The organism is Isosphaeraceae bacterium EP7, from assembly GCA_038400315.1.
Classification (GTDB): domain Bacteria; phylum Planctomycetota; class Planctomycetia; order Isosphaerales; family Isosphaeraceae; genus EP7.
Map to the genome: position 1 here is coordinate 2,218,766 of CP151667.1, position 24,641 is coordinate 2,243,406.

Sequence of the window (24,641 nt, forward strand, 5' to 3'; positions counted from 1 at the left end):
GGACCTACGCGGAGCATGGATGCGCGTTCGATGGGTCTTGGGGATTGGAGTCACGCTGGCCGCGGCCTGCTCGCACGCGGCGCGTGGCGAAGGCCCCCTCGCGCCCATTGCTGCCAAGACTGCGGGGGTCGAGTCGCGGCTGAAAGCCCTGGAAGACGTCAATAAGCGGATGGCCGATCGCTACGAGGAGCTGCTTCGCCGCGCCGAAGCCGACCGGAAACGGTCGGACGAGCGGTACGTTGACCTCCAGCACCGCTACGACGAGCTGCGGCAGAAGGTTGAGACGGGCGAGATCGAGGAAGTCGGGCCCACGCTCCCGGAACCCGAGACCGGCAGGCCCCTCCCGCGACCGGGGCCGGCATCGAAACGGTGGAATCGCCCCTCGTTCGGCGGCTCGACGGCCGCGGGCGAGCGTGCTCGAGGTGCGGGGGACGGCGGCGACGAGGCCGCGAGCCCGATGTTTCCCCACTTTGACGACGGCGTGGTCTTCAGCACCGAAGACGACGAGTTCAGCTTGCGCCTTCACGTGCTCGACCAGACCGACCTCAAGCTGTTCACACCCAACAACATGTCGCCGACGCACAGCGGGCTCTACATCCCGCGCGTGAGGCTCTACTTCGAAGGTCGGATGGGCAAGCCGTTCGAGTATGAGGTTTCATTGCAGCGCAGCATCGAGGGGGTCTGGGACCTGCTCGACGGCAACCTGAACTTCCGGCCGACCGACGCCTTGCAGGTCCGCTTCGGGCGGATGCTGGTCCCCTACAGCTACGACTGGTACGACCACCTCGAACAGTATTTCATCACGCCGGAACGCGGGCTCTACCCGCTGAACTTCGGCCTGTCGCGGTCGGCCGGCTTCATGGTCCACGGCCGGGTTGCCGGCGAACGCGTGCAATACGCCGCCGGCATCTTCGACGGCAGGCTGGCCGGCCTGGCGGACAACAACACCGTGCGCGACGCGGTCGGGTACCTGAACGTCCGGCCGTTCCTGGGTTCCGAGCGATTCACGGCCCTTCATGAGCTGAACATCGGCGGCTCGATCTTCTCCGGGATCCAGTCCGAGCCCCAGGACCCCTTGCCACTGAGGACGTCGCTGCAATCGTCGGAGAACGACGAGGGGGCGAGGGCCGCCTCGGCGACCTTCCTCACATTCAACGAGGGGGTCACGCCGCTGGGGGCACGCTCGGCAGGCGCCCTGCACTTTGCTTACTACTTCAAGCAACTCTCCGTCGAAGCCGAATTCCAGCGCGGGTCGACCGACTATTACAAACTCGGCCGGCCGGGGCTGACCAGCGTGCCTTCGTCCGGTTCTCACGTGACCGCGGGCTATTTCCTCACCGGCGAGACGGTCAAGAGACGCGAAGGAGTCGTCCCGCTGAGGCCGTTTTACGCCGGTGGACGCCGGTTCGGCCCGGGTGCCATCGAACTGTTCGGCCGCTACAGCACGCTCAGGCTGGGGCAGTCGATTTTCGACGCGGGCCTGTCAGACCCGACCGAGTCGACGCGAGCCCTGTCGATGGTCGACCTCGGCTTCAACTGGTATCCCAACCGGTTCGTCAAATTCTACGTGGACTATCAGCTGCCGTTCTACGACACACCCGTGCTGGTGAATCCGGGCCGCGAGATCTACAGCACGTCGGCCCCCTTGTTCTGGGTCCGTTGCCAGATCTATTTCTGAGCGGGTAGGGAGTCGTCGCCGGCCTTGAGCGCGTAGTAGCGGGCGAGGCCGGGGTTTCCTTTCCTGGTGTGATAGAGGGCCAGAAGGCGATTGGCCTGGGGACTGGCGGGAACGTCCTTGGCGACCTGCTCGGCCCAGGACTTGGCCTCGTCGGGGTGGTCGTGGTCGAGCAGCCACTGGGCGATCTTCAGGCGCAGGCCAACATCGCGCGGGGCGTGCGCCAGGGCGCGACGGAGGGCGCGGATTTCGAGGTCGTCGGCGCGGAGCCGGTCGGTGACCTTGCGCTCGGCCAGGGCCTCGGCGGTGCGACCGAGGCGCCCGAGGATCATGCTCCGAGTGAAGCGCGGGTCGGACTCGCCGGGATCGATGGCGATGGCCCGGTCGACGTAGTCGAGGGCGGACTGGAGCCTGCCGCTGCGGAGCTCGAGCTTGGCGCGGGTCATGGGCGCCTCGATGTTGCGAGGGTCGAGGGCCATGGCGCGGTCAAGCTCGCGGATGGCGCCGGGCTCGTCGCCCAGCTCGGCCAGGGCTTTCCCCAGGCTGGCCCGTGCCGCGGCATCGTCGGGCTTGCGGCCGAGATAGGCCACAAGAAGGTCCCTGGCCTCGGCGGTCTGGTGCTGGTCCAGGAGTTGAATGGCCAGGCCCACGCGTGCCTCGTCGAGCGAGGGGTCTCGCTTCAAGGCCTGCTCGTAATCGTTGATGAGAACCTCGGGGCCCTTGTCGGCCCGCTGGCCGAGGACGGCGTCCCACAGATACGGAAGCGCGGCGGCCGGGTCGTCGACGCGCCAGCGGGCCAGGACCTTGAGGGCTTCGCGATCTTGCGAAGTCCCCATGTAGTAGCGTGCCAGGGCCTCGTCGACGGCGGGGTCGGGGGGCGAGCCCTCCGCGACCAGGGCTTTCAGCGTGGGCTCGGCCAGGGAGGCCCGGCCGGCCTTGACGAGATTCAGGGCCCATTCTCGCTCGACCGGGGCGAAGGAGTACCCCACGGCCTCGGCCCGCCTGCGGACGGGGATCGCCTGATCGACCAGGCCGACCCCGAGCATGCTCCGGGCCAGCAGGGCCAGGGCCTCGGGCGACTCGGGCCGTGCCTTCAACCAGCGGACGAGTGGCGACCTTGCATCGTTGTAGCGTCCCTCGGACACCAGGGCGCGTGCCAGCGAGGCGTCGCGGCGGATGGCGAATACTTCCGCGATCCGCGGGCGAAGCAGGACCAGGGCGACCGCAACCACCACCAAGGCACCGACGGCGAAACCGATCGGCCGCCTCAGGCGCGGACGCTTCGGCCTGGCCGTCTCGGCATGGGTCGTTTGGTCAGTCTTCGATGACGGCATGGTCGCTCCTTACCGCCCGCCTTCTCGGGTCTCTCGCACCATTGTAGCAACGTCACGCCCCGCGGCCTTCGCGCGTCATGACCCTATTTGCGGAACATATACCAGATGAGCCAGAGACCCAGGAGGAAGGCGACGCCGTAGCCCGTGTAGCTGACCATGGCGGGCCCGACCCCGGCGCGAAGCACCAAAGCCGAGCCGATGATGAGCCCGGCGATGACGACGGAGGCCGCCAGGACGTTGCCGGCCCGGATGAGCTGGCGGACCAGGTCCTCGAAGTGCTGGAGGTCGAACTTGACGGTCAGCTCGCCGCGGCGGATCGATTCCAGCGACTGGCCGAGGACTTCGGGGAGCAGGGTGGCGATGCGCTGGAAGTCTTCGGCCGTGCGGATCGACCGGGTGAGCAGCCTCCAGGGGCTGAATCGCCTGAGAATAAGGTGACGCAGCAGCGGCAAAAGCTGGGCGCCGATATCGAAATGGGGATCTAGCCTGCGGCCTACGCCTTCGATGGTGACCAGCGAGCGGATGAGCAGGACCAGGTCGGGCGGGATCTTCAGGCGGTGGACTCGGACCAAGGCGAAGAGGTCGTGAAGCAGGTGGGACAGGTCGATCGCGTCCAGCGTCAGGTCGCTGTAGGCCGAGACCAGCTCGGCCAGCTCGCGGTGCAGGGCCCGCGTGTCGGTCGATTCTGGGCGGATGTCGAGGCCGTCCAGGGCCCGGATCAGGCGATCGACATCCTGGGTCATCAGGGCGTGCAGTACGTCGGCGATCCGCTCGCGCGTCGGCGAGTCGAGGTGGCCGAACATCCCGAAGTCCAGCGGCGCGATCACGCCGCCGGGGAGGACCCTGAGGTTCCCCGGGTGCGGGTCGGCATGGAAAAAGCCGTGGCGGAAGATCATCTCCAGCAGGATCCGGGCACCGGTGCAGGCCACCTTGGCGGGGTCGAGGCCAAGGCGTGCCAGGGCCTCGGCGTCGGCGGGCGAGACCCCCTCGATGAACTCCATCGCCAGCACTCGGCCCGTGGAGTACTCGGCATACGTCTCAGGAATGTGGGCCGTGGAGTCACCCTCGAACTGCTGGCGGCAGCGCTCCATCGTCCGGCGTTCGACGGTGAAGTCGAGTTCGCGGCGCAGCGAACGCTCGAACTCGCGTGCCAGCTCGATGGGCGCGTAGGGGGCCATGAAGGCGAGGTGCCGGTCGGCCAGCGCGGCGAGATTCCTGAGGATGTCCAGGTCGGCCTGGATGATCTTGTCGATGTTGGGGCGGCGGACTTTCAGGGCCAGGGTCCGGCCGTCGAACGTGGTGGCCCGGTAGACCTGCGAGACCGACGCCGAGGCGATCGGCTCGGGATCGACGGCGGCGAAGACCTCGGCCAATGGCTTGCCGTATTCTTCGGCCAAGATGGCCTCGGCCTCGGCGAAGGGGAAGGGGCGGACATCGTCGCGCAGCCGGGCCAGCTCGGTAGTGTAGGCCTCCGGGAGCAGGTCGGCGCGGGTGCTGAGGACCTGCCCGAGCTTGACGAAGGTAGGCCCCAGGTCCTCGCAGACCATGCGCAAGCGGATGGCCCGCTCCGGGGGCGGGACCCCCTCGCCCATGGCCACGCGTTCGATGGGCCCGATGAGTCGTTCCAGGCGCAAGGCCACGACGACGTCGTGGTAGCCGTAGCGGACCAGCGTGGCCAGGATCTGGCTGTAGCGCGGCAGGTCGCGCAAGTGGCCGACGGTCTCTCGAATCACGGCCTGTCAGTCCCTCGTCGACGGCCCGGGCCGGGGGAGATTCGCGGCCCGGGACGGGCCTGGATTCGGTGCGTCGAAGCGCCTCGGCGACGTCTGCCGTGGCCGCCGCCGAGCCATCCGCCCTTGCATGGCCGGGTTCAATCCGGTAGAGTAAGCTTCTAATTCATGATGCCGCAAGATGTTACTTCGGGGCCACTGGTTATGTCCACGCAGGAGCAGATCGGTGTCCGGCCGCTCGAGACCGCCGACGACTTCGCCGAGACGAGGCTTGAGGCCATCGGGTTCATCTTCCACGGCATGGTTCCCGAGCCGGGCGCCAAGCGCACGGCCGTCCGCGCCGGCACGAACCTGTTGCATTTCGCCCGTTGTGTCAAGCTGGACAAGGTTGGCGGCGTCGAATCCAAATTCTGGTATCGATCGGTCGCCCTCGCCAAGACAAACCTCGACGAAGCCATCGGCACCGGCCGCTGGAAGTGGTGCAAAATCTGCGAGCGTGAAGTCACCCAGCGCGTCCTCAACGAGCGCTGAGCGATGCACGACACGCCCTCCTCACGATCAACGCCCGCCCGGTTCGCGACTTTCCAGCAGGTCGCCCTCGCCTGAACCGAAAATCTGCGCCGGATCTCGAACCTATCGAATCGCGGTTCCGACCAAGCGAGCCGAGAGTGTGCCGAAGCTGCTGACCATCGAGTCCAGCTCGGCGTGCTCGCGGCCGATTTCATGCGCATCACTCGGTGGTTCTGACACCCGGATCCTTCAGGGTCGGGGTCGTCTCGCTGCGCCCGAAGCCGCAACCGACGGCGAGACGTGCCGCCGGTTGCGCGTTCGGAATCGGACGAGCATCCGTCCGGCGATGACCCGCTCAGTGCGGGATGAATGCAGGATAGCCGGGCAGGGCGAGGTAGTCGGCAATCTGTGAGCAGGTCTGGCCCATGACGCCGATCTGCGCGATGTTGGGCCCGAGCCGGCCTTTGGCCACGCGGTCGGTGCGGCGGGCCAGGCGGCGGTACGAGGCGTCGACGTCGCGGTAGCGGAAAGCGAGGTCTCCGACGGTCATGCCCGTCGAGGCATCCCGTTGGAACTTGATGGCCGCAATTCGCAGGCGCTCGGCGTCGCTGAGGAATCCGGCGCGCTCGGGAACTTGCGCCGAATTGGAGCTGAAGACGCGGAGGAAGTCCGAAACCTGCCCGACAAGTTGGTCGGACAAGGCGTTCACTTCCACCGGTGCGGGCACGGGCCTCAGCACGACGTGATCGATCGGCGGGTACGGCCGAATCGGAGGCTGCGGCCTGAACGGGGGGATTGGATTGACGACCACCGGAGGCTGGTAGGTCGGGTCGCTCTGGCGGATCAATTCGGCGGCTTGGTTCACCGAGCGCCAGGCGCTAAGCACGCCGCGGGTCGGGGGCGTCGAGGAGAGCGAACGGCCCACGCGATCGATCAGGTCGGCGACGGGGCGAAACTGGGTCGGGGCGAGCTCGGGGGGGAAGCCCGGAGTCGACAGGGCAACCTCATATTGGCCGGCGGCGCGGTCGAGGTCGTCGGCATCGCGCACCAGTCGATTGCCGCCGGGGGCGGCCATCATCTCGAACCGGGTGGCACGGGCGAGGTCACCGGTCCGCTGGGCCAGGATATCGGCGAGTCGCCTGGCCTCATCCTGACTGCTAGGGGCCCCCGGGCCGTAGCCGGGTGAGAACCCGAGCGCCTGACGCAGCTCGGTCTGGGCCTGACCGACCCGCGCCATCCCGCGGTCGACGGCCGGCGACGAGACGCCCGCGGCGGAGAGGCTCGACTGGAGGTATTGCCAGGTCCCATCGACCCCCGCATACGCCTGGCGGATCTGGTTGGGGTCTTGCTGGCCGCGGATGACGTTGCGGAAATCGTCGAGGCTGAGGGCTAGCTCGCGGACGTCGTCGATCAGCGCCGGGCCGTTCGGGGTACGCCCCAGGTCGAGGCCGATCGCGTGGCCAAGCTGGCGAACCTCCTCGGCCACCCGGTTGGCGATGCCGTTCAGGCCGCCTGACGCGGGGACGGGGGCTGGCATCAGCGAAGGGGCGTAGGACTGGGCCTGCGCCGGGATCAGGGTTACCTGGGCCGAGGACTCGGGCGAAAGGGCCAGTGCCACGACCGGGGATAGGATCAGGGCCGCGATTCTGGCGGCCTCGCGGAACGGGTGCCGGTGCATGATGGTTATTTCTCGGTCGCTCGAGGCGCTGCGGTTCGGCCGCAGGAGATTCGGACGCCAGGACTGGATGCGATTCGCATGCCACCCGGGCCACGCGATGCCTTAAGATTCTAAGTCGCCGGGCAGGAGTTGCGCGGCGCATTTTCCCTTCTCGCCAATTTCCTGGGTCATCATTCATGAGTACTTCCGATGCCGATCAGGAGACCGGGGCGGGCCCGTCGTCCCGAGCCGTGAGGCCCCTGAGCGCCCGCCCGGTGATCGGCTGGTTGATGCTGACGGTGGCCATCACGGTCGGCGGCTGGCTCGTCAACGAGATCCGCCGGACGATCGGCCTGGACTCTCCCCGATTCTGGGAGCTGTTGCGCGACGACCGGGTCTTCGACCTGGCGATGCTCGACTTCTTCCTCACGGCCGGATGGGCGGCCCTGGTGCTGGTGGAGCGTGCGGGGCGACGCCGATGGCTGATCGTGGCGACCCTCCCCCTGTTCTGCGTCGTGCCATCGCTCGGGATCGCCCTGTTCCTGCTTCTGGACCGCGAACGAATCGCCTAATGCCAGATATCATGGATTTGTCACGTGCAATGATTTTATCGATGCGATCCGGGAATTTCTCGAAATAGTGCCGACACCCGGGTATAACGTGCAAGTCGCGCACTAGATTTCTCCGGTGCCCGACGGATGTTCGACTCCTTTCGGCCTGACGAAGCCCGGGCCATCAAGGCCAAAAAAGTCGAAATATCTCCATCTACTGGGCCAACCCGCGTACCGGTCCCTCGTGCGACGAGGTCCGTCGGGCATGCGGCTGCGCGGCCCGGGAGATCGTCCGCACCGAGATGAGACACCCGCACGGACCGGGGGGTGGGATAGCACCAGCAAGGAAGCTCGCACGTCGCGACGCCCTTTCGGAGCACCCACCGATGCGAAATGGACGACGCAGGTCCGTCAGGCCAACCATCACACCGCTCGAATCTCGCCTACTCATGGCCTCATCGCCCGTGGGAACGTGGATCGGCCAGGATGGGCAGGACTTCACCGGCCCCTGGAACAACCTCGCCCCCGACGGCGTGCAGGACATGCACGTCAGGCTCACGGGGCTGGCGGGAGACCGTGCGCTGGGCAAGGTCCTCATCCGCGGCTATGGCAGCGGCCAGTGGGCGTACAACGCTCCGGGCGTTGCGTCACCCGCGGATGGGTGGGGCGTCGCCGTGGTGCGAGACGCGGGAGCGACGACCGCGGACCTCTTCTTCGAGCCCTACCAGGTTGAGACGGGCCGCCCGTTCCAGTTCGACATCACCTATGGGGACGGGGCGACCGAGGTCATCTGGGTCGCCGGCGGGGCGGCCGATCCCAACCTGCGGATGCCCACGACGAAGATGGCCGTCGCCTGGTCGGGGCAGGACGGCAAGGACCTGGTCAGCCCCGGGCCCGGCGTGGGCCCTGACGGACTCGTGGATGTCCATCTGGTCCTCTCGAACCTCTCGCCCGGCGACTCCATCAGTGCGGCCACGCTGAGTTCCTCGGGCGGCACGACCTGGCGATACGGCACGAATCGCACGCTGGCGAACAATGCCGAGCTGATCCGTCGGGCGGGCGACCCGACGAAGGCCGACCTCTATTTCTCGGCCATCGGCACGCTCGCCGGGCAATCGGTCCAGGTCCAGATCGAGTACGCCAACGGCAAGACGGACACGAGCACGCTCTCGGCGAGCGTGGTCAACCCGACCCTGGCCGTCGTGGCCGCCGCGCCACCGACGGTCGGCTTCGGGACGGTCTCCGCCACCTGGACAGGCCAGGACGGTGCCGACCTGACCGGACTCGGGGCAGTGGGCTTCACGGTCAACGGACTGCCCGCCGGGCGGGCGGTTGTGTCAGCCACACTGAGCAGCTCGGTCGGCCTGAGCTGGACTTACAAGGCCGCGGGGCAAAACCCTTACGCGGACCCCAATGCTGGGACGCTGGCTTTCCGCCGCACGACCGCGAGCTCACCAACGGCAACGCTCTCATTCGTCGCCGTACGCAACGAAGCTGGGTCGTCCCTGACCCTGCGTCTGACCCTCGATGACGGCACAATGACGGTCGCCACCCTGGCGGGCGGAGCGGTGGACCTGTCGAAGCTGGCGCCCAAGCCCGCCGCCTCGAGCGTCGTGGCCAGGCCCGGCGACGACCTGAACGACCTGGCCAATCGATTCGGCATCGTCCAGCTGACGGCGGGCACCTACACGTTGACGAGCCCGCTGGTCTTGAAGAGTGCGGTGACGATCAAAGGGGCCCCGGGAACCGTGCTCAGGTTCACGCAGCAGGCCGGCGACGCGCCCTGGACGGCGGCGATCAAGGTCCACGCGGGCAACACGACCCTCGATGGCTTCTCCGTCCGCTTTGGCGGGCCGGTGAGGTGGAATAACGGCGTCAGCTACGGGCCCGCGATCGTCGGGACGACCGACAATCTGGACGGCTTCCAGGGCAACGCCAAGGTGAACCTGGCCTTCACGAACCTGGACGTCGAGAGCTCCCCGGTGCTCAGCGGATGGGAAGAAGCCCCGCGGCTGTTCCGGCTGGTCTCGGCGCAGGGGGGCCGGCTGGTGGGCAACACCCTGAAGGGAGGGCCGACCGAGTTCTACCGAGGCCCCTGGACGATCACGGGGAACACCTATCTAGGGACCGTGGACAATACGTACTGCTACACCGCGTTCGCCGGCCACCTCACCTATGACCTGGTCCTCAGCGGCAACACGCTGAAGCCTTCCGCCGGGACGGGCAAGGCGTACAGGGCCGTCGTGATGACGGGCAGCGGCGTGGGAGATAAGGTTCAGGACAACACGATCGTGGGCATCGGGCCGATGGATTCCGACAGCCATCCCAACCCCAATGCGCCCGAGATCATCCTGACGGAGTCTTATGGGATTCGCTTCGAAGGCACGTTGCAGGCGGTCTCGGCCGACAGGCGGGTGGTGCAGATCCCGACCCCGCAGGGGGGAGGCGGCCAGGCGGGCGACGTCCTGGCCATCCTCGACGGACCGGCGGCCGGCCAGTACCGGCGGATCTTGCAGGCTATCAGCGCGACGACGTACCTGCTGGACTCTCCCCTGCCGGCGGGCAGCTCGGCCATCTCGATCGTCCCCGGATTTGTCGGCGAGTCCTTCAGCGGTAACCTGATTGACGCCCGTGGGAGCAGCTCGGCGATCGGCCTGGTGCTGGTGGGCAATCACTTCGGCACGGTCGTGGCGGAGAATCGTCTTCTGGGGGGGAGCGGGGGGATGAAGCTGACCGCGGCCCCCTCGGAAAGCCCCGTGATGTGGGGCTGGTCGCACGTCCCGTTCCTTGGGGCTTCGATCACGGGCAACACGGTGGAAGACTCGCCCGGGGGAATCTGGGTCGGCGTGGAGCACAGCGCGTATATCAAGAGTAACGGTGGCCGCGTCTATCTCACGGCGACCATCGCCGACAACGTCGTCGTGTGGTCGCCCTCGTTCCTAGCAGCCCGCCTAGCCGCGGGGGGCGCCGCGATCCCCTCGCTGCGGCTTGGTGACGTGCTGGCGACCGAACCAGGCGAGGGGCTGTACTCAATCTTCAACAACCGATTGAACGTGCCGCCGGGCACGAATCCGGGGCTTGCCTTCTGGGTCGACTCGGGGACCGTCAACGGACTGGCTTACATCGACGCCAGGCTGTCGATGGCCGCCGCCGTCCCCCTCGCCCCAACCGGCCTGGCGTTAGTCTCAGATACCGGGTCGGACGCCCATGACCGCCTGACGAAGGACGGCCGGGTGACGTTCAAGGCCGACGCTTCGGCCTCGCGTTATCAAGCTAAGGTGGGCAACGGGGCCTGGGTGGCCGTGGCCTCTCCGGCGGGATTCCTGCCGGCGGGCCTCACGCAGGGGTCGGTGACGGTCTGGGTCCGTGGGGTCGACGCGCTCGGCAATGCGGGGCCGGCCGCCTCACTCCAGTTCACCTACGACACCGTCGTGCCGAAGGCGTATTCACTCCAACTTCCTGCCGCGCTCGACACCGGGCGTTCGTCGACCGACGGGATTACGAATGTGCAGACCCCGGCGTTCGTGGCAACAGGGGCCCCGACGGACACGACCTACTTGCTGCGCAACGGCGTAGTGGTGTCCAGGAGGGTCGGGCCGGGCTCGATCGGCGAAGTGACTCCAGTCGCCGACGGCGTCTACCAGTACGGGTTCCGGATCGTCGACGCCGCGGGCAACTCGATCGACGGGCCGACGATCAAGGTCACCGTGAAGACGGCCACGCCGCCGATCGTCCCTAGCCTCACGTCCATGTTCGGCTTCGTGCTGATCCAGTGGGCGAGGGCCGACGACTGGTACGAATACCGCGTGGGTACTTCGGGGCCATACATCCCGCTCGGCAGGGTGGGATCCTTCATCCCCACCGGACTGTCGGTGGGGAATAACACGCTCCAGGTCCGGGCCGTCGACGCGGCGGGCAATGTCGGGCCGCCGAAATCGCTCACCCTGACGATCAACCCACCCCGCGTGAAAACGAACGCCTCGGCGACGATTCAGACGAGTCCCGCGGTCGCGACAAGCGCGTCGCCGACGCAGGCGAGCCCCGCGCCCACGACGGCGAATCCAATCGCAACGGCGTTGCACGCGGCGTCCATCGAAGGCGTGGGGGCTTCCAGCAAGACGACCGCGACCGGATCGACCAGGAGCGTCCCCTCGGCCGCGTTGATCCTTACGCGCTCATGGTCGCGGCCGCTGACGTCGCTCGGGTCGAAGGGGGTCGTGCAGACCCGGCCGCTCACACCCGTCGGTAGGGCGGGACTTAACCTGCTTGTCGGCCGAGACCTCGGCTCGAAGTCGTTCCGGGACTGAGGGGACGATCCCGTCACTCGTGCCTCGGGCGACCGTTCTCGATGAGGATCCTGGGGCGATTGGCGTCTACGAGACTGTCCGGGTCGGAGCGGAATCGGGCCCGGCGGACGAGGCGTTCCCTTCGACGTCGGGCCGAGGTTGGGCGGCGGGATGAGGCCGGAATGGAGCGGTCGACGGCCGCCTACAATCTCAGGGGCCCGAAAACGCGAAGCGCCGGGAGAAGCCGATCATGCGTAGCCCGAGGCTGGGCCTTTGCTGCCTGTTCGTCGACGAGCCGATCAAGTTCCGCACCACAACCGCCACGTCGCTCCTGAAGCTGGCGCCCGAGGCGCGTGCGGTCAAACTATCGGCCCTCTGCCTGGAGAACGCACAGGCCCTGATGGCGGCCCTGCAATACTGCGACAGGACCGGGATCGGCTGTTTCCGAGTCAACAGCCAGATCCTGCCGGTGAAGACCCACCCACAGACCGGCTACCGCGTGGACGACCTGCCCGAAGCGGCCGCGATTGTCGAGGCGTTCCGAGCCTGCGGCTCATTCGCCCGTGCTCGCGACATCCGGACCGTCTTCCACCCCGACCAGTTCGTCGTGATCAACTCGAACCGGCCCGACGTCGTCGAGAAGTCGATCGATGAGCTGGACTATCAGGCGGAAGTGGCCGAGTGGATCAACGCGGATGTCCTGAACGTCCACATCGGCGGCGTTTACGGCGACAAGGCCTCGGCGGTGGAGACGTTCTGCCGTCGACTCGAACTTCTGCCCGACCGAGCCAGGCGTCGCTTGACCGTGGAGAACGACGATAAGAGCTTCGCCCCGGCCGACATGATCGCGGCCTGCCGGACGAATGGCGTTCCGCTGGTCTACGACGTCCACCATCACCGCTGCCTGGCCGATGGGCTGAGCGTCGAGGAGGCCACCGAGGCGGCCCTGACGACCTGGGATCGCGAGCCCCTCTTCCACATCTCCAGCCCGATCGACGGTTGGGATGGGCCGAAGCCCCTGCGACACCACGACGAGATCGACCCTCGCGATTTCCCCGACTGCTGGCGAGGGCGGGAAATCACCGTCGAGGTGGAGGCCAAGGCCAAGGAACGTGCCGTGCGGAACCTGGCCGCTGCCCTGGCCCTGGCCTGATCCCCCCGGTCAGCGGACCCCGGCGACCTCGGCGGTGTATTCCAGCAGCCAGATCATCTCGGCCCGCTGGAGCCTGCGACCGACGGAAAGGGTCGGGGAACCGGGCCTGGCCTGGTCGCACCAGTTGATGAAGCCGAGCGGATCCCACTCGCCCCCTTTGACCAGGCGGTCGACGGGCGCGGGATTGGGCTCATCCGTCGGCCAGGTCGCGATGGTGCGTTCCATGGCGCCGAAGACGGGGTGGCGGCCAATCCTGCGGAACCAGTAAGTGGCGTTGCCGGCGTCGGGCTCGCGGCGGTGGGCGATGGCGTGCCAGTAGCCGGCCACCTTGTCCTCGCCGAGGTCGTCTGCTTCCTGAGCGGCCTCGTGACTGGCGCTCCACTCCTCGAAGATCTGGAGCAAGCCGGCGGACAGGGCGAGCCGGGCCGGCCTCGCGGCGTTGGGAAGCCAGGCCGCCAGCGCGGGCTCGGACAGGGCCTTGGCGATCGCGGGACGCCTGGGTTCGCCCTTGATCAGCGGGAGACCCAGCGACTTCTCGCCCCCCAGCGCCTCGAAGGCGAGGGCGGCGATGACGTCGAGGACCGGCAGGCCGAGCGTGGAGGGGGTCTCGCCCGCCTCGATCCGTTCAAGCACGTCGCGCGTCGGCCGATTGGTCTCGCCCACGGTGGGCCCCGTGTCGCCGAACGTCAGTCGATCAAAGAGCCCTACCATCGCGCCATCGCCTCCTGCTGCCCGCTCAATTGCCGCCCCGGCGCACATCCGGGCGCGACGAGGCCCCGCCACGATACGGAGTCCCGGCCGTCCATTCAACCGGCACGGACGGTCGAAGCCCGAGTAAGATGGGTGTGGACGTCCGCGAACGAGGCTACCAAGGGGGGAGGTCCGGCGATGGCCGACGAGGCACTGACCCTACTGAAACAGCGCGAGATCGAAGCAAAGATCGTGGCTCCCCTGATCCAGGCGGTCCGCGAGGAGATCGGCGAGGAGCGGGCCTTGGCCCTGCTAGGCCGGGTGATCGAGCGGCTGGCCCTCGACGCCGGTGCCGACCTGGCCAGGCAGTTCGGCCAGACCAGTCTGGAAGCATTCTCCGCCTGCCTGGGCCGGTGGAGCCAGGGCGGGGCCCTGGAAATCCGGATGATCGAGCAATCGCCAGATCGGCTCGACTTCGACGTCACACGCTGCCGCTATGCCGAGATGTACAAGGCCCTCGGGCTCGAAAAATTGGGGCCAAGTCTCAGTTGCGTCAGGGATTACACACTTGCCGAAGGATTCAATCCGGACATCAGGCTGACCCGGACCCAGACCATCATGGAGGGGGCCGACCACTGTGATTTCCGGTTCAGGGCAAATTCTGGTGAACCCCCCTCAAGTTGAGCCGGAGCGCCGGCCGATGCCGTTCAGGTGGCGTGTCGTGCCGGGTGGAACCCGCACGCCCGCGACGGCCGAGGCGCATTGGATTGGCCCGGCCCTTGAGTTCGTCAGGAGGATGGGCCCTTGAGCACGTCGACCGCCGCCCACGAGCCGTCAAGGCTGGCCTACCCGGCCACATTCGCCGCTCTGGCCCTCGCCCTGGCGTTCCCAATCTCGCTCATGATCTTCAACCCGACGCTCATGTTCGAGCGAGGGTGGGAGCAGTACGTCGGGACCTTGATCTACGGCTGGGCGCTCATCGCCCTGACGATGGAGGTCTTGCGACTTCGGCGCGAGGAGCGAGCCTTCGCCGAGGCCCCCTCGATGCTGGCCCGCCCCGGCGACGTCTCCACGGCAGATGGTCGCGTCCTGCCGTCCCGCCTGCGTCAGCTAGGCGTCAGGCCTGCCGGGGCGAGGGCGCCGTCTCCCGATCAGCTCATGGAACTGAACCGCGAGGCCTCGGGCCTGGACCAGGAGCATGCCGCGGGGCGGTTCACGCTGCCTCGTTATATCCTCTACTTGCTGCCGGTGATCGGCTTCATCGGCACGGTCGAAGGCATCTCCAAGGCCCTGATGAACATCAGCCGGGTTTTGCCAATGGTCAAGGACCTGGACGGGTTCATGAGCAACCTGACCAGCGTGACCTCGGCCTTGCAGGTCGCCTTCGATAGCACCCTGCTGGCCCTCTTCCTGAGCGCCTCGCTGATGTTCGTCCTGACGCTGGTGACTCGCCGGTCGGACGACGTGCTGGCGCGGGTCGACCGCTGGATCATGGAGCGAGCCCTTCCCGTCTTCGACTCCGGCCCGACGACGCCGATCGCGGCCGAGCTGATCGCCGTCCTGGGCCCGAAGCTCGATGCCCTGGCCGCGCACATGGCCGACCTGGCGTCGCACCTGGGCCAGGGGTTCGGCCCGCACGTCGAGCGGTTTGCCGAGACGGTCGACCGCCTGCCGGCCACGGTCGCCGGATTCCAGCGCGGGGCCGACGCCATCGGGCGGATCGGCGAGAGCCTCGGATCATTGGGTGAAGCGGGCGATTCGATGCGTCGCGGCGTCGCGGTCCTGGCACGGATCGAGGCCCAGATCGGAGAGTTGGGCGAGCCCGACGAGCGGATGGACGCAGTCCTCCGCGGGATCGACCGCACGGGCAATGCGATCGAGGCGATGTCGCAGTCGTGGGCGGCCGTCTACGAACGCTCCAATCGTGCCACGCAGGAGCAGCTCGCCCGGACCCTGGGCAGCCTGAAGGACACGATCGACCTGCTCCAGGTGAGCATGGAGCAGGGCAACACGCTGTACCGCAACATCGTTAAGAAGATGATCCCGACTAACTACGGCCCGACCTCCGATGAGCGAGCGGCCTGAACGGCGGGGCAGGGCGGCGGGCTCGAGTTTCGTGAGCGATGACCCAAGGATGGGGGCCGGCGACCATGCGGCGATCGAGGCGAGGCGGTCGAGGCGGAGGCGGGATGGAGTTCGGGGGCTCGGGCGAAGACTCGTTCGTCGCCGTCGTGGTCACCAAGCTCACCGGGGCCCTGCTGTTCATCCTGCTTCTGACCATGGTCATCATGGCCCTGATCCCCAAGGCGGTCGACCTGCCCAAGCCAGGTGCGGGCGCCGATGAGGGGCCGAAGCTGGCCATCGTCACCCCCGCGCAACTGCCCGAGGCCATCGCCGGCCGGCCTTATGCGGTGGCGCTCTCGGCCACGGGGGGCAAAGGACCGCTCTCCTGGTCGGTGATGGGCGAGCTTCCCGAAGGAATCAAGGTCGACACCAAGACGGGCATCCTCGGCGGCACTCCGCTGAAAGGGATGACGCAGCCCAGCCCCTTGACGCTCTCCGTGGGCGACGGGCTGTCCAGGGCGACGGCCACGACGACGCTGGTCGTCTATAAGCCCGACGCCCCGCTCGGGTTCGCTTCGAGGTTCAAGCCCGCGCTTCCGCCCGTCCCCTGGCGTTCCTGGGCCGAGAACGGCTTCGGGTTCCTGGTCGTGGCCCTCGTCGGGGTCGTCGGCATGAGTGCCCTGGCCGACCTTGAGCGTCGCCTGGGCAACCCCTCCCGCCGCCGTTTCCTGGCCTATCGCATGTTCGTTGGCGGGGCCACACTGCTCGCCACGGTGGTGCTCGCCATCTGGCTCTGGAAGCCGCCGTTCCAGGTCTGAGTGCGAGAGGCAGAACCCGAGACCTCGGCCAACCCGCGTGCTTATCCCTGGTCCTTGACCGGCCCTTCCAGGGCTGTCACGATGCGGCTCATAATCCTCGAGATGCAGCCTCCCGCCCGCCTGAAAGTCGCCGCGAGTGAAGTCCCACCCCGGATGTTTCCCGACCACCAAGCGTGCTCGCCGGCTGATGCCAGCGATCTTGATGCTGCTCGGATTCGGATGGGGTGACTTTTCTTTTGCGTCCTCGGTCTCTTCGGCCCCCGCCTTTGATGCCCAACAACGGGGCCATCATTGCAGGTGCGGCGACAGGTGTCGGCTAGCCTCCTGCTGCTGCAAGCCGAGGGGGGTGGAACCACGCGAGGCTCCGCCCGATCCTGTCGCGGTGCAGGAGGATTCGACGCCTTGCCTCGAATCTGCTCCTTGCGGCGACCCGGGCCTTCCGAGCTCCCCGTCGTCCGGAACATTCGGCCGGTCCGCGATCCTGGCCGCGTGCGCTCCACCGCTTTTCGCCCAGAGATCGAGGCTCATCCCCGCCTCCGCCCGGTGCATGTTCCCCCCTCCTCGGGCCTCCCGCCTGGACGACCCGCCGGACCTCCCGGCCGTCGCCTGAACTCGGGGCATTTTCTTCGACGACCGTGAGACCGATCCTCGCTCCGATGCGACGGATCGAGCCCACACACGTACACAGATGTGGCGAGACGTGGCCGGCTCGCGCCAAGGTTATCGACGAGAACGAGTTGACCACATCGAGACGCGCCCGACGCGGCGAGCTCGGCATACGCGCACTGATCCGAATCAGCTTCACGGAGCCTCCCCATGATCGAGACCGAGCCGCGATCCGAGTTGAAGTCCTGGCCCGATTATCGGGCCGTCTGGCGCTGGCATTTCTACGCCGGCATCGTCTGCATCCCGTTCGTCATCGTGCTCTCCATCAGCGGCTCGGTCTATCTCTTCAAAGAGGAGATCGAATCGTGGGTCGATCGACCCTATGATCATCTTCCCATCAAAGGGCAGCCCGCGTCGGCCGCAGCCCAGGTTGGCGCGGCGCTGGCGGCGTTCCCCGGTTCGACATTCGGCGCCTATGAGATTCCGGTCGTCGACGATGCGTCGGTGCGGGTCGTCGTCGGACAGCAGGGAAAGGCTCAGCGGGTCTACGTGCATCCCGTGACGCTGCAAGTGCTGCACTCGGTCGCGGAAGAGGATCGCCTCATGCGATGGCTCTTCAAGGTTCACGGCGAGCTGCTGATGGGCAGCAGGGGCTCCGCGGTCGTCGAGCTGGCCGCCTCGTGGGCGATCGTCATGATCGTCACCGGCCTTTACCTCTGGTGGCCACGCGGCACGAGCAGGATGGGCGGCGTGGTCTACCCGCGGCTGGCGCGTGGCTCGAGGGTCTTCTGGCGCGACATCCACGGGGTCACCGGCTTCTGGATCTCCGGTTTCGCGCTCATCTTGCTGCTCACCGGGCTTCCCTGGGCCAAGTTCTGGGGCGACTACTTCCGCAATGTCCGGCGGCTGACCGGGACTGCGGTGGCCCGCCAGGAGTGGTCGAACGGAGAGGTTCCGAAGCCGGTCCGGGCCGAGACTCGTGGCGCGGATGAGCATGCCGGCCACGGGTCGATGGGCGGGGGACGGGCCGATGCCGGCGCTCCGGTCGACCTCTCGGCGATCGACCGGATCGTGGCCACGATCAGGCCGCTCCAGCTGACGCCCCCCGTGGTCATCGCGCCGCCGGGCGCGAAATCGTTCGAGGGTACGAGCCCCGAGTGGACCGCCAAGTCGATGACGGCCAACCGCCCCTATCAAGTCGCCCTGACCATGGACGGGGCGACGGGCGAGATCAAAACCCGTAAAGACTTCGGCGATCGCCACATCATCGACCGGGTCGTGGGCACGGGGATCGCCGTCCACGAGGGTCGCCTCTTCGGCTGGCCCAATCAACTGATCGGCCTGGCGACCGCGTCCGGCCTGGTCCTCCTGAGCGTCAGTTCGGTTGTCCTCTGGTGGCGGAGGCGCGAGTCCGGCGTCCTGGGTGCCCCCAGGGTCCTCGTCCGACCACAATTCTCGATCGGCCTGATGGTCCTGGTTGTCCTCTTCGGAGTCTACCTCCCGCTGTTCGGAGCCTCCCTCATCGCGGTGCTGGTCCTCGAATGGACGCTGCTGCGCCGGATCCCGAGGGTTCGAAATTGGCTGGGACTCCAGGTTACGGATCATCGCTCCGAGGTGTTCGCCAGCGAGGCCAGGGCCTGAATGTGACGATGGAGCACGTGGATGAAGCGGAGCGACCTCATATGGGTCAGGGTCCGCGGCCTGATCCCCCCGAAGCCGGCGGACGAGACCTTGCCCCGTTGCCCCAAGAACCCTAGACTGGCCCGGTTCGCGGGGTCGAGATGCGGGGTGGGCGTGACGAGGTTCGCGCCAGGCGTTTGACTGGGGTATGAGTCGCGATGTCTGAATTCTTTGCAGGCGTGCCAAAGATCCAGTTCGGCGGGCCCAAGTCTCGCAACCCGCTCGAATTTAAGCACTACAACGCGAACGAGATGGTCGGCGACAAGACGATGAAGGACCACCTGCGGTTCTCGGTCGTCTACTGGCACACCTTCGCCAATCCGCTGACTGACCAGTTCGGTGCCGGCACGGCCGTGAGGCCCTGGGATGACGGGACGAAGAGCGTCGCCAACGCCCAGAAGCGGGTCAAGGTGGCGTTCGAGTTCATCGAGAAGCTGGGCGCCCCGTTCTACGCGTTCCACGACCGCGACGTCTCTCCCGAGGGGGCCACGCTCAGGGAGAGCCACTCTAACCTCGACGAGGTGGCCAAGGTCCTCGCCGACGAGCAAGGCCGGACCGGTGTGAAGCTGCTCTGGGGGACCGCCAACCTCTTCTCGCATCCCAGATATATGCACGGGGCCGCAACCAGCCCCAACGTCGAGGTCTTCGCCCACGCGGCCGCGCAGGTGAAGAAGGCGATGGAGGTGACCCACAACCTGGGCGGCCTGGGCTACACCTTCTGGGGGGGCCGCGAGGGCTACTCCACCCTGCTGAACACCGACATGAAGCGCGAGCTGGACCACCTGGCCCGGTTCTTCCACATGGCCGTCGAGCACAAGAAGGCCATCGGCTTCACTGGGCCGTTCTACATCGAGCCGAAGCCCAAGGAGCCGACCAAGCACCAGTACGACTCCGACGCGGCTGCCTGCCTGAACTTCCTCCGCACCTATGATCTGATGCCGCACTTCAAGCTGAACCTGGAGACCAACCACGCCACCCTGGCGGGCCACGAGATGTGGCATGAGCTTGAAGTGGCCGTCGGATCCAATGCGCTCGGCTCCATCGACGCCAACACCGGCGACCCGCTGCTGGGCTGGGACACCGACCAGTTCCCCACGAGTATCTATCTGACTTCCCAGTGCATGCTCTCGATCTTGGCCATGGGCGGCTTCACCACCGGCGGGGTGAACTTCGACGCCAAGGTGAGGCGTGAGAGCTTCGAGCCGATCGACCTGTTCCACGCCCACATCGGCGGCATGGACGCGTTCGCACGCGGCCTGAAGGTGGCCCACGCCATCCGCACCGACGGCCGGCTGCACGGGTTCCTGAAGGAGCGATACCGCAGCTGGGACGGCGAGTTCGGCAAGCGGATCGAGGCCGGCGGCGTCGGCTTCGCCGAGTTGGAGCAATACATCCTGCCCAAGGGCGAGGTGAGGAGCTTCGAAAGCGGCCGGCAGGAGATGCTCGAGAATCTGATCAATGAGTTCATCTGACCGCGTTGACGCGGCCCGGCCGCCGACGAGTTTCGGGGCCGGGCGGCAAGTCCGGACACCTTTCGGGTGCACCCTCCTGACAATTTTTGGTTTCTCCGTCCACTCCCACCTCACTTGTCGCTGACTTCGATTCATAGGGGGCGAAGATCCGCACTCGCCCCCGTTGGACCCAGTCCTGCCGCGGCGACACCCCCGGCCCCACCCCGCCCGGCCCTCGTGGCCGCAGGAGATGAGACGATGACCCCGGCCAGACGACTCGCCGTTGCGGCGATCTACGCGATGACGCTCTGCCTAGTCGCGGCCTCGGCAATGGCTCAGGATGCCGAGAAAACGCAGCAAGGCCCGGGGGGCGGCCGCGGAAATCGGGGCGGACCTGGAGGGGGCGGACCAGGGGGCGGCGGACGCGGTGGTTTTGGGGGTCAGAATGCCGACCCGATGAGCCTGATCCGGGATCCGGCCGTCCAGGCAGAGCTGAAGATCGAGCCCAAGCAGCTCGCTCAGGTGGAAGAGGTCCGAACCAAGATCGACAAAGAGCGCAACGACGCCTTCCAGAAGATGCGGGCGAATCGCGGCAATCGGGACAACAATAACAACAACAACAACGCGCAGGGCGACAACGCCGACCAGGCGGGTGGAAACGGCGGACGCCCCGACTTCGCGGCGATGCGCGTGCAGATGGAGACCATGCAGAAGAACGGCGAGCTGGCTTTGGCCAAGGTGCTCACCCCCAAGCAGCGCAAGCGTCTGAGCGAGATCTCCCTGCAAGTGCGCGGGCCGATGGCGGTGAACGAGCCGGAGATCGCCGACAAGCTGTTGATGGACGAAGAGCAACGAATCGCTGTCAAGCAGATCGCCGACAACAAGCAGCAGGCGCAAGGCGAGATCTGGCGAGCCGGATTTCAAGGGTTCGGCGGACGAGGCGGCCCCGGCGGGCAGGGGGGACGTGGCCAGGGGGGTGGCGGCCAGGGGGCTGATCGCCCGCCGGTCGACCCGGCCGTGCAGGAGCAGCAGCAGCAACAGCGCATGGCGGCGATGCACAAGATCCAGGCGCAGACGCAGGCCCTGGACAAGGAATCCATCAAGTCCCTCGGTCTCGTCCTGAACAAGCGCCAGAAGTCCGCCTTGACCAAGATGATGGGCGAGCCCTTCGACCTCTCCAAGCTCCGCGGTCGCGGCGGCCCCGGCGGGCCGGGACGCACCGCGGAACAGACGAGCGCCGACGCCACCAAGGCCGCCGATGGCGCCGCCGCGACGAAGGATCAGGCCGCCGCGGTGACCGCCACCAAGCCGGCCCCGGCCGCGGCCCGTAAGGGGAGCCTCAGCGCCCGCCGCAAGGCCACGGCCAACTGAGCGAGATTCGCTCCTCGGTCTGTAAACCGGATCCGGGGGGTTTGTCCGAAATCGATCCCTCCGATCGGCGACGCCCGGTCGAGTCCCCCCCATGGTGTGGACCCGTCCGGGCGTCTCGCTGCGCCCGGAGGTCGCCTTCCATGATCGGCCGATTGGGCGTATAAAACGCCGCGGCCTCGATGCGCCCGGGCCCCAGGGGCCGGCGGGAGGTCGCCCGCGAAGGGGGGCCGCGGCCCGCCCCGACCGCCGGAATCCGACGCCGTGACACGATGCCAAGGACCAAGGCCCATGCGCCAACGGACGACGACCCGAGCGCCGCAGATACGCCCTTGGACCGCGGCGATGGGCCTCCTCCTGGCCCTCTGCTCGTCGGTCGCGACGACCGCCGCGGCCGACGATTGGGTACTGCCCGACGACCGCCTCGGGGTCGCCACCGCGCCGATCCTGTTCCTGAGCCGACCCGACGTCCAGGAAGAGCTAAGGCTCGATCCCAACCAGGTCGAGGATGCGAAGCGGAAGATCGTCGAATTGTATCGCGCCGCGACCACGCTCAAGGGGAAGACGGGCGGCGAGTTGCTGGCGGGGCGACGCTCGATCGACGGCGAGCAGAAGCGATGGCTCACCGGCCACCTCAGCCGTGAACAGCTAGCCCGGCTGGCTCAGATCGAGATCCAATGGGAAGGCCCCTCGACGGTGATTCGCCGGCCCATCCTGGCTGATTCGCTGAAGCTGAAGCCCGAGCAACGCCAGACCCTGGAAAAGGCCGTGGCCGACCGCGAGGCCAAGGTGCGCGACGGGGCCCCGCCGCGTCAGGCCGACCACGACCTGGCCGAGGTCGTCCTGGGCACGCTCGACGTCGAGCAGAAGTCGATCTGGAGGTCGATGCTCGGCACGCCGTTCGAGGTCAAGCCCACCGTCGCCGCAGCCGCCCCGAAGGCCGCGCCGGCCAGGCGCTGAGGCCAAGGTCCAACATCCCCGCGTCGTGGTCAGGCGAGCGGGGCGGGGCCGACGATCAGGCGGGCGAACGAGGGATCGCCGCGGATCGCGTCGAAGTCGGGCTCGTCGGCGAGCTTCGCCCGCAAGGAGGGCTCCAGGTCGAGTGCTAGCGCCAGCTCGTCGAGCGACTTGGTGGCGTTACCCGCCAGGCTCCAGTAGCAGGCGAGATTGTAGTGCAGCAGCGGCTGTTCGGGAGTGACCCGCGCGGCACGCTCGAGCACGTCGATGGCCTGAGCCAGCCTGTGGGTTCGTTTGTAACACCAGCCGAGGGCCAGGGCGACGCCCAGGTCGTCGGGGTGCAGCCCCGAGGCGACTTCCAGCGGCTTGAGCGCCTCACGGAACCGGCCCAGGTTACGAAGGGCCTCCCCGGCGAGCAGGCTCGCCTCGAACTGCATGGTCGCCCAGTCCGAGCGTGCCTGGAGAATCTCCAGGGCCCGTTCGGGGAGATTGAGCATCAGGTAGCCCTCGGCCTGGCCGAGATGCCGCTTGATCCGGTCGTTGACGATCCGGGACATCGTCGAGCAGCCCCCTGAGAACCGCGTTGCTCGCCATCCGGACTCAACCACCAGTTTATCCCACGAAAGTCCCCCGGGGGAAGCATGCCCGGGGGTTCTCGTCAGATCGGTCAGGGGGCGCGGTGGGCCTCGGCCTGCTGGGAGAGCGCGAGCAGGCCGTCGCGGTAGGCCTCTTCTTCCTTGCTCAGCACGGCCTCGGTCTCGATGAGATCGGGAATGACCAGCCCCTCGGTCGAGCGTAGATCGAGGGCGGCGGCGCGGGCCTCGACGCCGGCCCTGTTCTTGAGGCGGTCGAGCCAGCGAGTCGGGATCTCCTGCGGGCCGTAACATGCGCCGGCCAGGGCACCCAGGATGGCGCCCGCGGTGTCGGCGTCTCCCCCCAGGTTGATCACGTCGACGAGTGCATCTTCCAGGCTCTCGGTGGTCAGCAGCAGGTAGAGACAGCACGGGACCAGGGCGGGGGCGAAGCCCATCGTCGGCCTGCGGCAGACGGGCTCGGCGCCGTGGCGGTTGGCCTCTTCGACGAGCGAGGCGAGGGCCTGCTCGCGGGGCATCTCCAGCATCGGCTCGACGCGGGCGACGGCCGTCGAGAGGCTGTGCAGATGGGCGCTGAGGCCGGCCACATGATTCCCCCAGCCCGCGGCGATCTTGTCTTCCGCGGCGTGGACGTCGGCGGCGACTCGATAGATCAGGCTGGGCTCGCGGCCGGCTCCGGCGAGCAGTCGCCTCGCGGCGAAGGCCACGGTCATGGCCCCCGCCAGGCTCCGGATGTCCCGGTGGGTCATCAGGCTGGCGGCCATCACGGCGTCGAAGAGGGCCTCGGGCTCGTGGACATAGTAGATCGCCAGGGGGGCGATCCGCATCGCGGCCCCGGCCCCGGCCGACGTCTGCCCGGTCCTGGACGGGTCGATGCCCGCGTTCAGGTCGTCGAGCACCTTGCGGAAGCTCCGGCCGATGCCGCGGTGCACGCCGGCGTAGGCCCCCTTCGGGGTCGCCATCCGCTGGTAGAGGGCCGACAGCGCGGCCGTGTCGACCTCGCCGTGGGCAAGCAGCACGTCGCTCAGCGCCAGGGCCTGCTGGGTGTCGTCCGAGTAGAGCCCGGGCATCCGCCAGCGGAACGGCTTCTTCTTCCAGGCCTTGTGCCCGTCCAGATAGTCGTCGACCTGACCGTAATGGACCCGGATCTGTTGCGCGCTGAGCCCTTCCAGCGGGGCCCCGAGAGCATCTCCGACGGCCAGACCGAGCAGGCAACCACGTGCACGGTCGGAACGGGTCAGGTGAGGCATCTTGTCAAGGCTCCTTCGGTTCGCGGGGACGGCCCACTCGTCGGGCAACGGGCGGCCGAAATCCCGTCTCACCGGGACGGCACGACCATAACGATTGGGCGACACCACGCCAACACTTTTTCCGCGCACTCATGCCCTCGCGACGCACCCGCGGCAACGCCGGATTCAGGCACCGGCCCAAGTTAGGATCGCGTGAAGTCCCCTTCCATCGCGGCCATTTTTCTCGCCGGCCATGCCCCCTGCGCCCTTCCGTTGAGATTCCGCCGGC

Annotated in this window: 18 protein-coding genes; 12 read left to right on the forward strand and 6 right to left on the reverse strand. The window is 67.6% G+C overall.

The genetic code is table 11. The features are described from left to right. Positions 1-19 precede the first annotated feature (19 nt). Positions 20-1,678, forward strand: a complete 1,659-nt coding sequence (locus tag EP7_RS08530; protein WP_463527423.1) for an OprO/OprP family phosphate-selective porin — start codon at positions 20-22, stop codon at positions 1,676-1,678. Here the strand turns inward: EP7_RS08530 and EP7_RS08535 are convergent. Together EP7_RS08535 and EP7_RS08540 are read right to left on the reverse strand one after the other, a co-directional pair. Further along, positions 1,669-3,009 (reverse strand): tetratricopeptide repeat protein, encoded by a 1,341-nt coding sequence (locus EP7_RS08535; RefSeq protein WP_463527424.1) that lies wholly within the window; start codon positions 3,007-3,009, stop codon positions 1,669-1,671. The genes EP7_RS08530 and EP7_RS08535 overlap by 10 nt on opposite strands. An 83-nt stretch (positions 3,010-3,092) precedes the next feature. Next, a complete protein-coding gene (locus EP7_RS08540) occupies positions 3,093-4,742 on the reverse strand; it encodes an ABC1 kinase family protein (RefSeq protein ID WP_463527425.1) in 1,650 nt (549 codons plus the stop codon). A 201-nt stretch (positions 4,743-4,943) separates the two neighbouring features. On the opposite strand from EP7_RS08540, the gene EP7_RS08545 reads away from it, so the two are divergent. After that, a complete protein-coding gene (locus tag EP7_RS08545; RefSeq protein ID WP_463527426.1) occupies positions 4,944-5,270 on the forward strand; it encodes a hypothetical protein in 327 nt (108 codons plus the stop codon). A 334-nt stretch (positions 5,271-5,604) separates the two neighbouring features. Here the strand turns inward: EP7_RS08545 and EP7_RS08550 are convergent, their stop codons facing one another. Next, positions 5,605-6,927, reverse strand: coding sequence for a hypothetical protein (locus EP7_RS08550; RefSeq protein WP_463527427.1), 1,323 nt, complete (start codon positions 6,925-6,927; stop codon positions 5,605-5,607). A gap of 176 nt (positions 6,928-7,103) precedes the next feature. Between EP7_RS08550 and EP7_RS08555 the strand changes: the two genes are divergently transcribed. The 3 genes from EP7_RS08555 (at position 7,104) to uvsE (ending at position 12,896) form a co-directional block, all read left to right on the forward strand. Continuing rightward, entirely contained in the window at positions 7,104-7,478 is a 375-nt protein-coding gene (locus tag EP7_RS08555) for a hypothetical protein (protein ID WP_463527428.1), read from the forward strand. A 365-nt stretch (positions 7,479-7,843) separates the two neighbouring features. Beyond that, complete coding sequence (locus EP7_RS08560; RefSeq protein WP_463527429.1) at positions 7,844-11,764, forward strand: Ig-like domain-containing protein; 3,921 nt, start codon at positions 7,844-7,846, stop codon at positions 11,762-11,764. A gap of 229 nt (positions 11,765-11,993) precedes the next feature. Beyond that, a complete protein-coding gene (gene uvsE, locus EP7_RS08565; RefSeq protein ID WP_463527430.1) occupies positions 11,994-12,896 on the forward strand; it encodes a UV DNA damage repair endonuclease UvsE in 903 nt (300 codons plus the stop codon). A 9-nt stretch (positions 12,897-12,905) separates the two neighbouring features. On the opposite strand, the gene EP7_RS08570 is transcribed toward uvsE, so the two are convergent. Beyond that, positions 12,906-13,607 (reverse strand): DUF433 domain-containing protein, encoded by a 702-nt coding sequence (locus EP7_RS08570; protein ID WP_463527431.1) that lies wholly within the window; start codon positions 13,605-13,607, stop codon positions 12,906-12,908. Between the two features lie 177 nt (positions 13,608-13,784). Between EP7_RS08570 and EP7_RS08575 the strand changes: the two genes are divergently transcribed. The 7 genes from EP7_RS08575 to EP7_RS08605 all read left to right on the forward strand — a co-directional run bounded on the left by EP7_RS08575 (position 13,785) and on the right by EP7_RS08605 (position 22,533). Continuing rightward, a complete protein-coding gene (locus EP7_RS08575) occupies positions 13,785-14,270 on the forward strand; it encodes an L-2-amino-thiazoline-4-carboxylic acid hydrolase (protein WP_463527432.1) in 486 nt (161 codons plus the stop codon). A gap of 120 nt (positions 14,271-14,390) precedes the next feature. After that, positions 14,391-15,671, forward strand: coding sequence for a MotA/TolQ/ExbB proton channel family protein (locus tag EP7_RS08580; RefSeq protein ID WP_463527433.1), 1,281 nt, complete (start codon positions 14,391-14,393; stop codon positions 15,669-15,671). 38 nt (positions 15,672-15,709) lie between these two features. After that, complete coding sequence (locus EP7_RS08585; RefSeq protein ID WP_463527434.1) at positions 15,710-16,468, forward strand: Ig domain-containing protein; 759 nt, start codon at positions 15,710-15,712, stop codon at positions 16,466-16,468. Between the two features lie 816 nt (positions 16,469-17,284). Then, positions 17,285-18,715, forward strand: coding sequence for a PepSY-associated TM helix domain-containing protein (locus EP7_RS08590; RefSeq protein WP_463527435.1), 1,431 nt, complete (start codon positions 17,285-17,287; stop codon positions 18,713-18,715). Positions 18,716-18,912: 197 nt separating this feature from the next. Further along, positions 18,913-20,226: a xylose isomerase gene (gene xylA, locus EP7_RS08595; protein WP_463527436.1), complete on the forward strand. Its 1,314-nt coding sequence runs from the start codon at positions 18,913-18,915 to the stop codon at positions 20,224-20,226. Positions 20,227-20,661: 435 nt separating this feature from the next. Continuing rightward, positions 20,662-21,576, forward strand: a complete 915-nt coding sequence (locus tag EP7_RS08600; protein WP_463527437.1) for a hypothetical protein — start codon at positions 20,662-20,664, stop codon at positions 21,574-21,576. A 288-nt stretch (positions 21,577-21,864) separates the two neighbouring features. Beyond that, positions 21,865-22,533 carry a hypothetical protein gene (locus EP7_RS08605; RefSeq protein ID WP_463527438.1) on the forward strand — a complete coding sequence of 223 codons (669 nt, stop codon included), beginning with the start codon at positions 21,865-21,867 and terminating at the stop codon, positions 22,531-22,533. A gap of 29 nt (positions 22,534-22,562) precedes the next feature. On the opposite strand, the gene EP7_RS08610 is transcribed toward EP7_RS08605, so the two are convergent. Further along, positions 22,563-23,087: a TPR end-of-group domain-containing protein gene (locus EP7_RS08610; RefSeq protein ID WP_463527439.1), complete on the reverse strand. Its 525-nt coding sequence runs from the start codon at positions 23,085-23,087 to the stop codon at positions 22,563-22,565. Between the two features lie 110 nt (positions 23,088-23,197). Then, positions 23,198-24,373 carry an ADP-ribosylglycohydrolase family protein gene (locus EP7_RS08615; RefSeq protein WP_463527440.1) on the reverse strand — a complete coding sequence of 392 codons (1,176 nt, stop codon included), beginning with the start codon at positions 24,371-24,373 and terminating at the stop codon, positions 23,198-23,200. Between the last annotated feature and the right edge of the window lie 268 nt (positions 24,374-24,641).

What these genes read in the sequence shown, in the direction of transcription:
- EP7_RS08530 (WP_463527423.1), top strand. Translation starts at nt 20, where the DNA reads ATGCGCGTTCGATGGGTCTTGGGGATTGGAGTCACGCTGGCCGCGGCC.
- EP7_RS08535 (WP_463527424.1), bottom strand. Translation starts at nt 3,009, where the DNA reads ATGCCGTCATCGAAGACTGACCAAACGACCCATGCCGAGACGGCCAGG.
- EP7_RS08545 (WP_463527426.1), top strand. Translation starts at nt 4,944, where the DNA reads ATGTCCACGCAGGAGCAGATCGGTGTCCGGCCGCTCGAGACCGCCGAC.
- EP7_RS08550 (WP_463527427.1), bottom strand. Translation starts at nt 6,927, where the DNA reads ATGCACCGGCACCCGTTCCGCGAGGCCGCCAGAATCGCGGCCCTGATC.
- EP7_RS08555 (WP_463527428.1), top strand. Translation starts at nt 7,104, where the DNA reads ATGAGTACTTCCGATGCCGATCAGGAGACCGGGGCGGGCCCGTCGTCC.
- EP7_RS08560 (WP_463527429.1), top strand. Translation starts at nt 7,844, where the DNA reads ATGCGAAATGGACGACGCAGGTCCGTCAGGCCAACCATCACACCGCTC.
- uvsE (WP_463527430.1), top strand. Translation starts at nt 11,994, where the DNA reads ATGCGTAGCCCGAGGCTGGGCCTTTGCTGCCTGTTCGTCGACGAGCCG.
- EP7_RS08570 (WP_463527431.1), bottom strand. Translation starts at nt 13,607, where the DNA reads ATGGTAGGGCTCTTTGATCGACTGACGTTCGGCGACACGGGGCCCACC.
- EP7_RS08575 (WP_463527432.1), top strand. Translation starts at nt 13,785, where the DNA reads ATGGCCGACGAGGCACTGACCCTACTGAAACAGCGCGAGATCGAAGCA.
- EP7_RS08585 (WP_463527434.1), top strand. Translation starts at nt 15,710, where the DNA reads ATGACCCAAGGATGGGGGCCGGCGACCATGCGGCGATCGAGGCGAGGC.
- EP7_RS08590 (WP_463527435.1), top strand. Translation starts at nt 17,285, where the DNA reads ATGATCGAGACCGAGCCGCGATCCGAGTTGAAGTCCTGGCCCGATTAT.
- xylA (WP_463527436.1), top strand. Translation starts at nt 18,913, where the DNA reads ATGTCTGAATTCTTTGCAGGCGTGCCAAAGATCCAGTTCGGCGGGCCC.
- EP7_RS08600 (WP_463527437.1), top strand. Translation starts at nt 20,662, where the DNA reads ATGAGCCTGATCCGGGATCCGGCCGTCCAGGCAGAGCTGAAGATCGAG.
- EP7_RS08605 (WP_463527438.1), top strand. Translation starts at nt 21,865, where the DNA reads ATGCGCCAACGGACGACGACCCGAGCGCCGCAGATACGCCCTTGGACC.
- EP7_RS08610 (WP_463527439.1), bottom strand. Translation starts at nt 23,087, where the DNA reads ATGTCCCGGATCGTCAACGACCGGATCAAGCGGCATCTCGGCCAGGCC.
- EP7_RS08615 (WP_463527440.1), bottom strand. Translation starts at nt 24,373, where the DNA reads ATGCCTCACCTGACCCGTTCCGACCGTGCACGTGGTTGCCTGCTCGGT.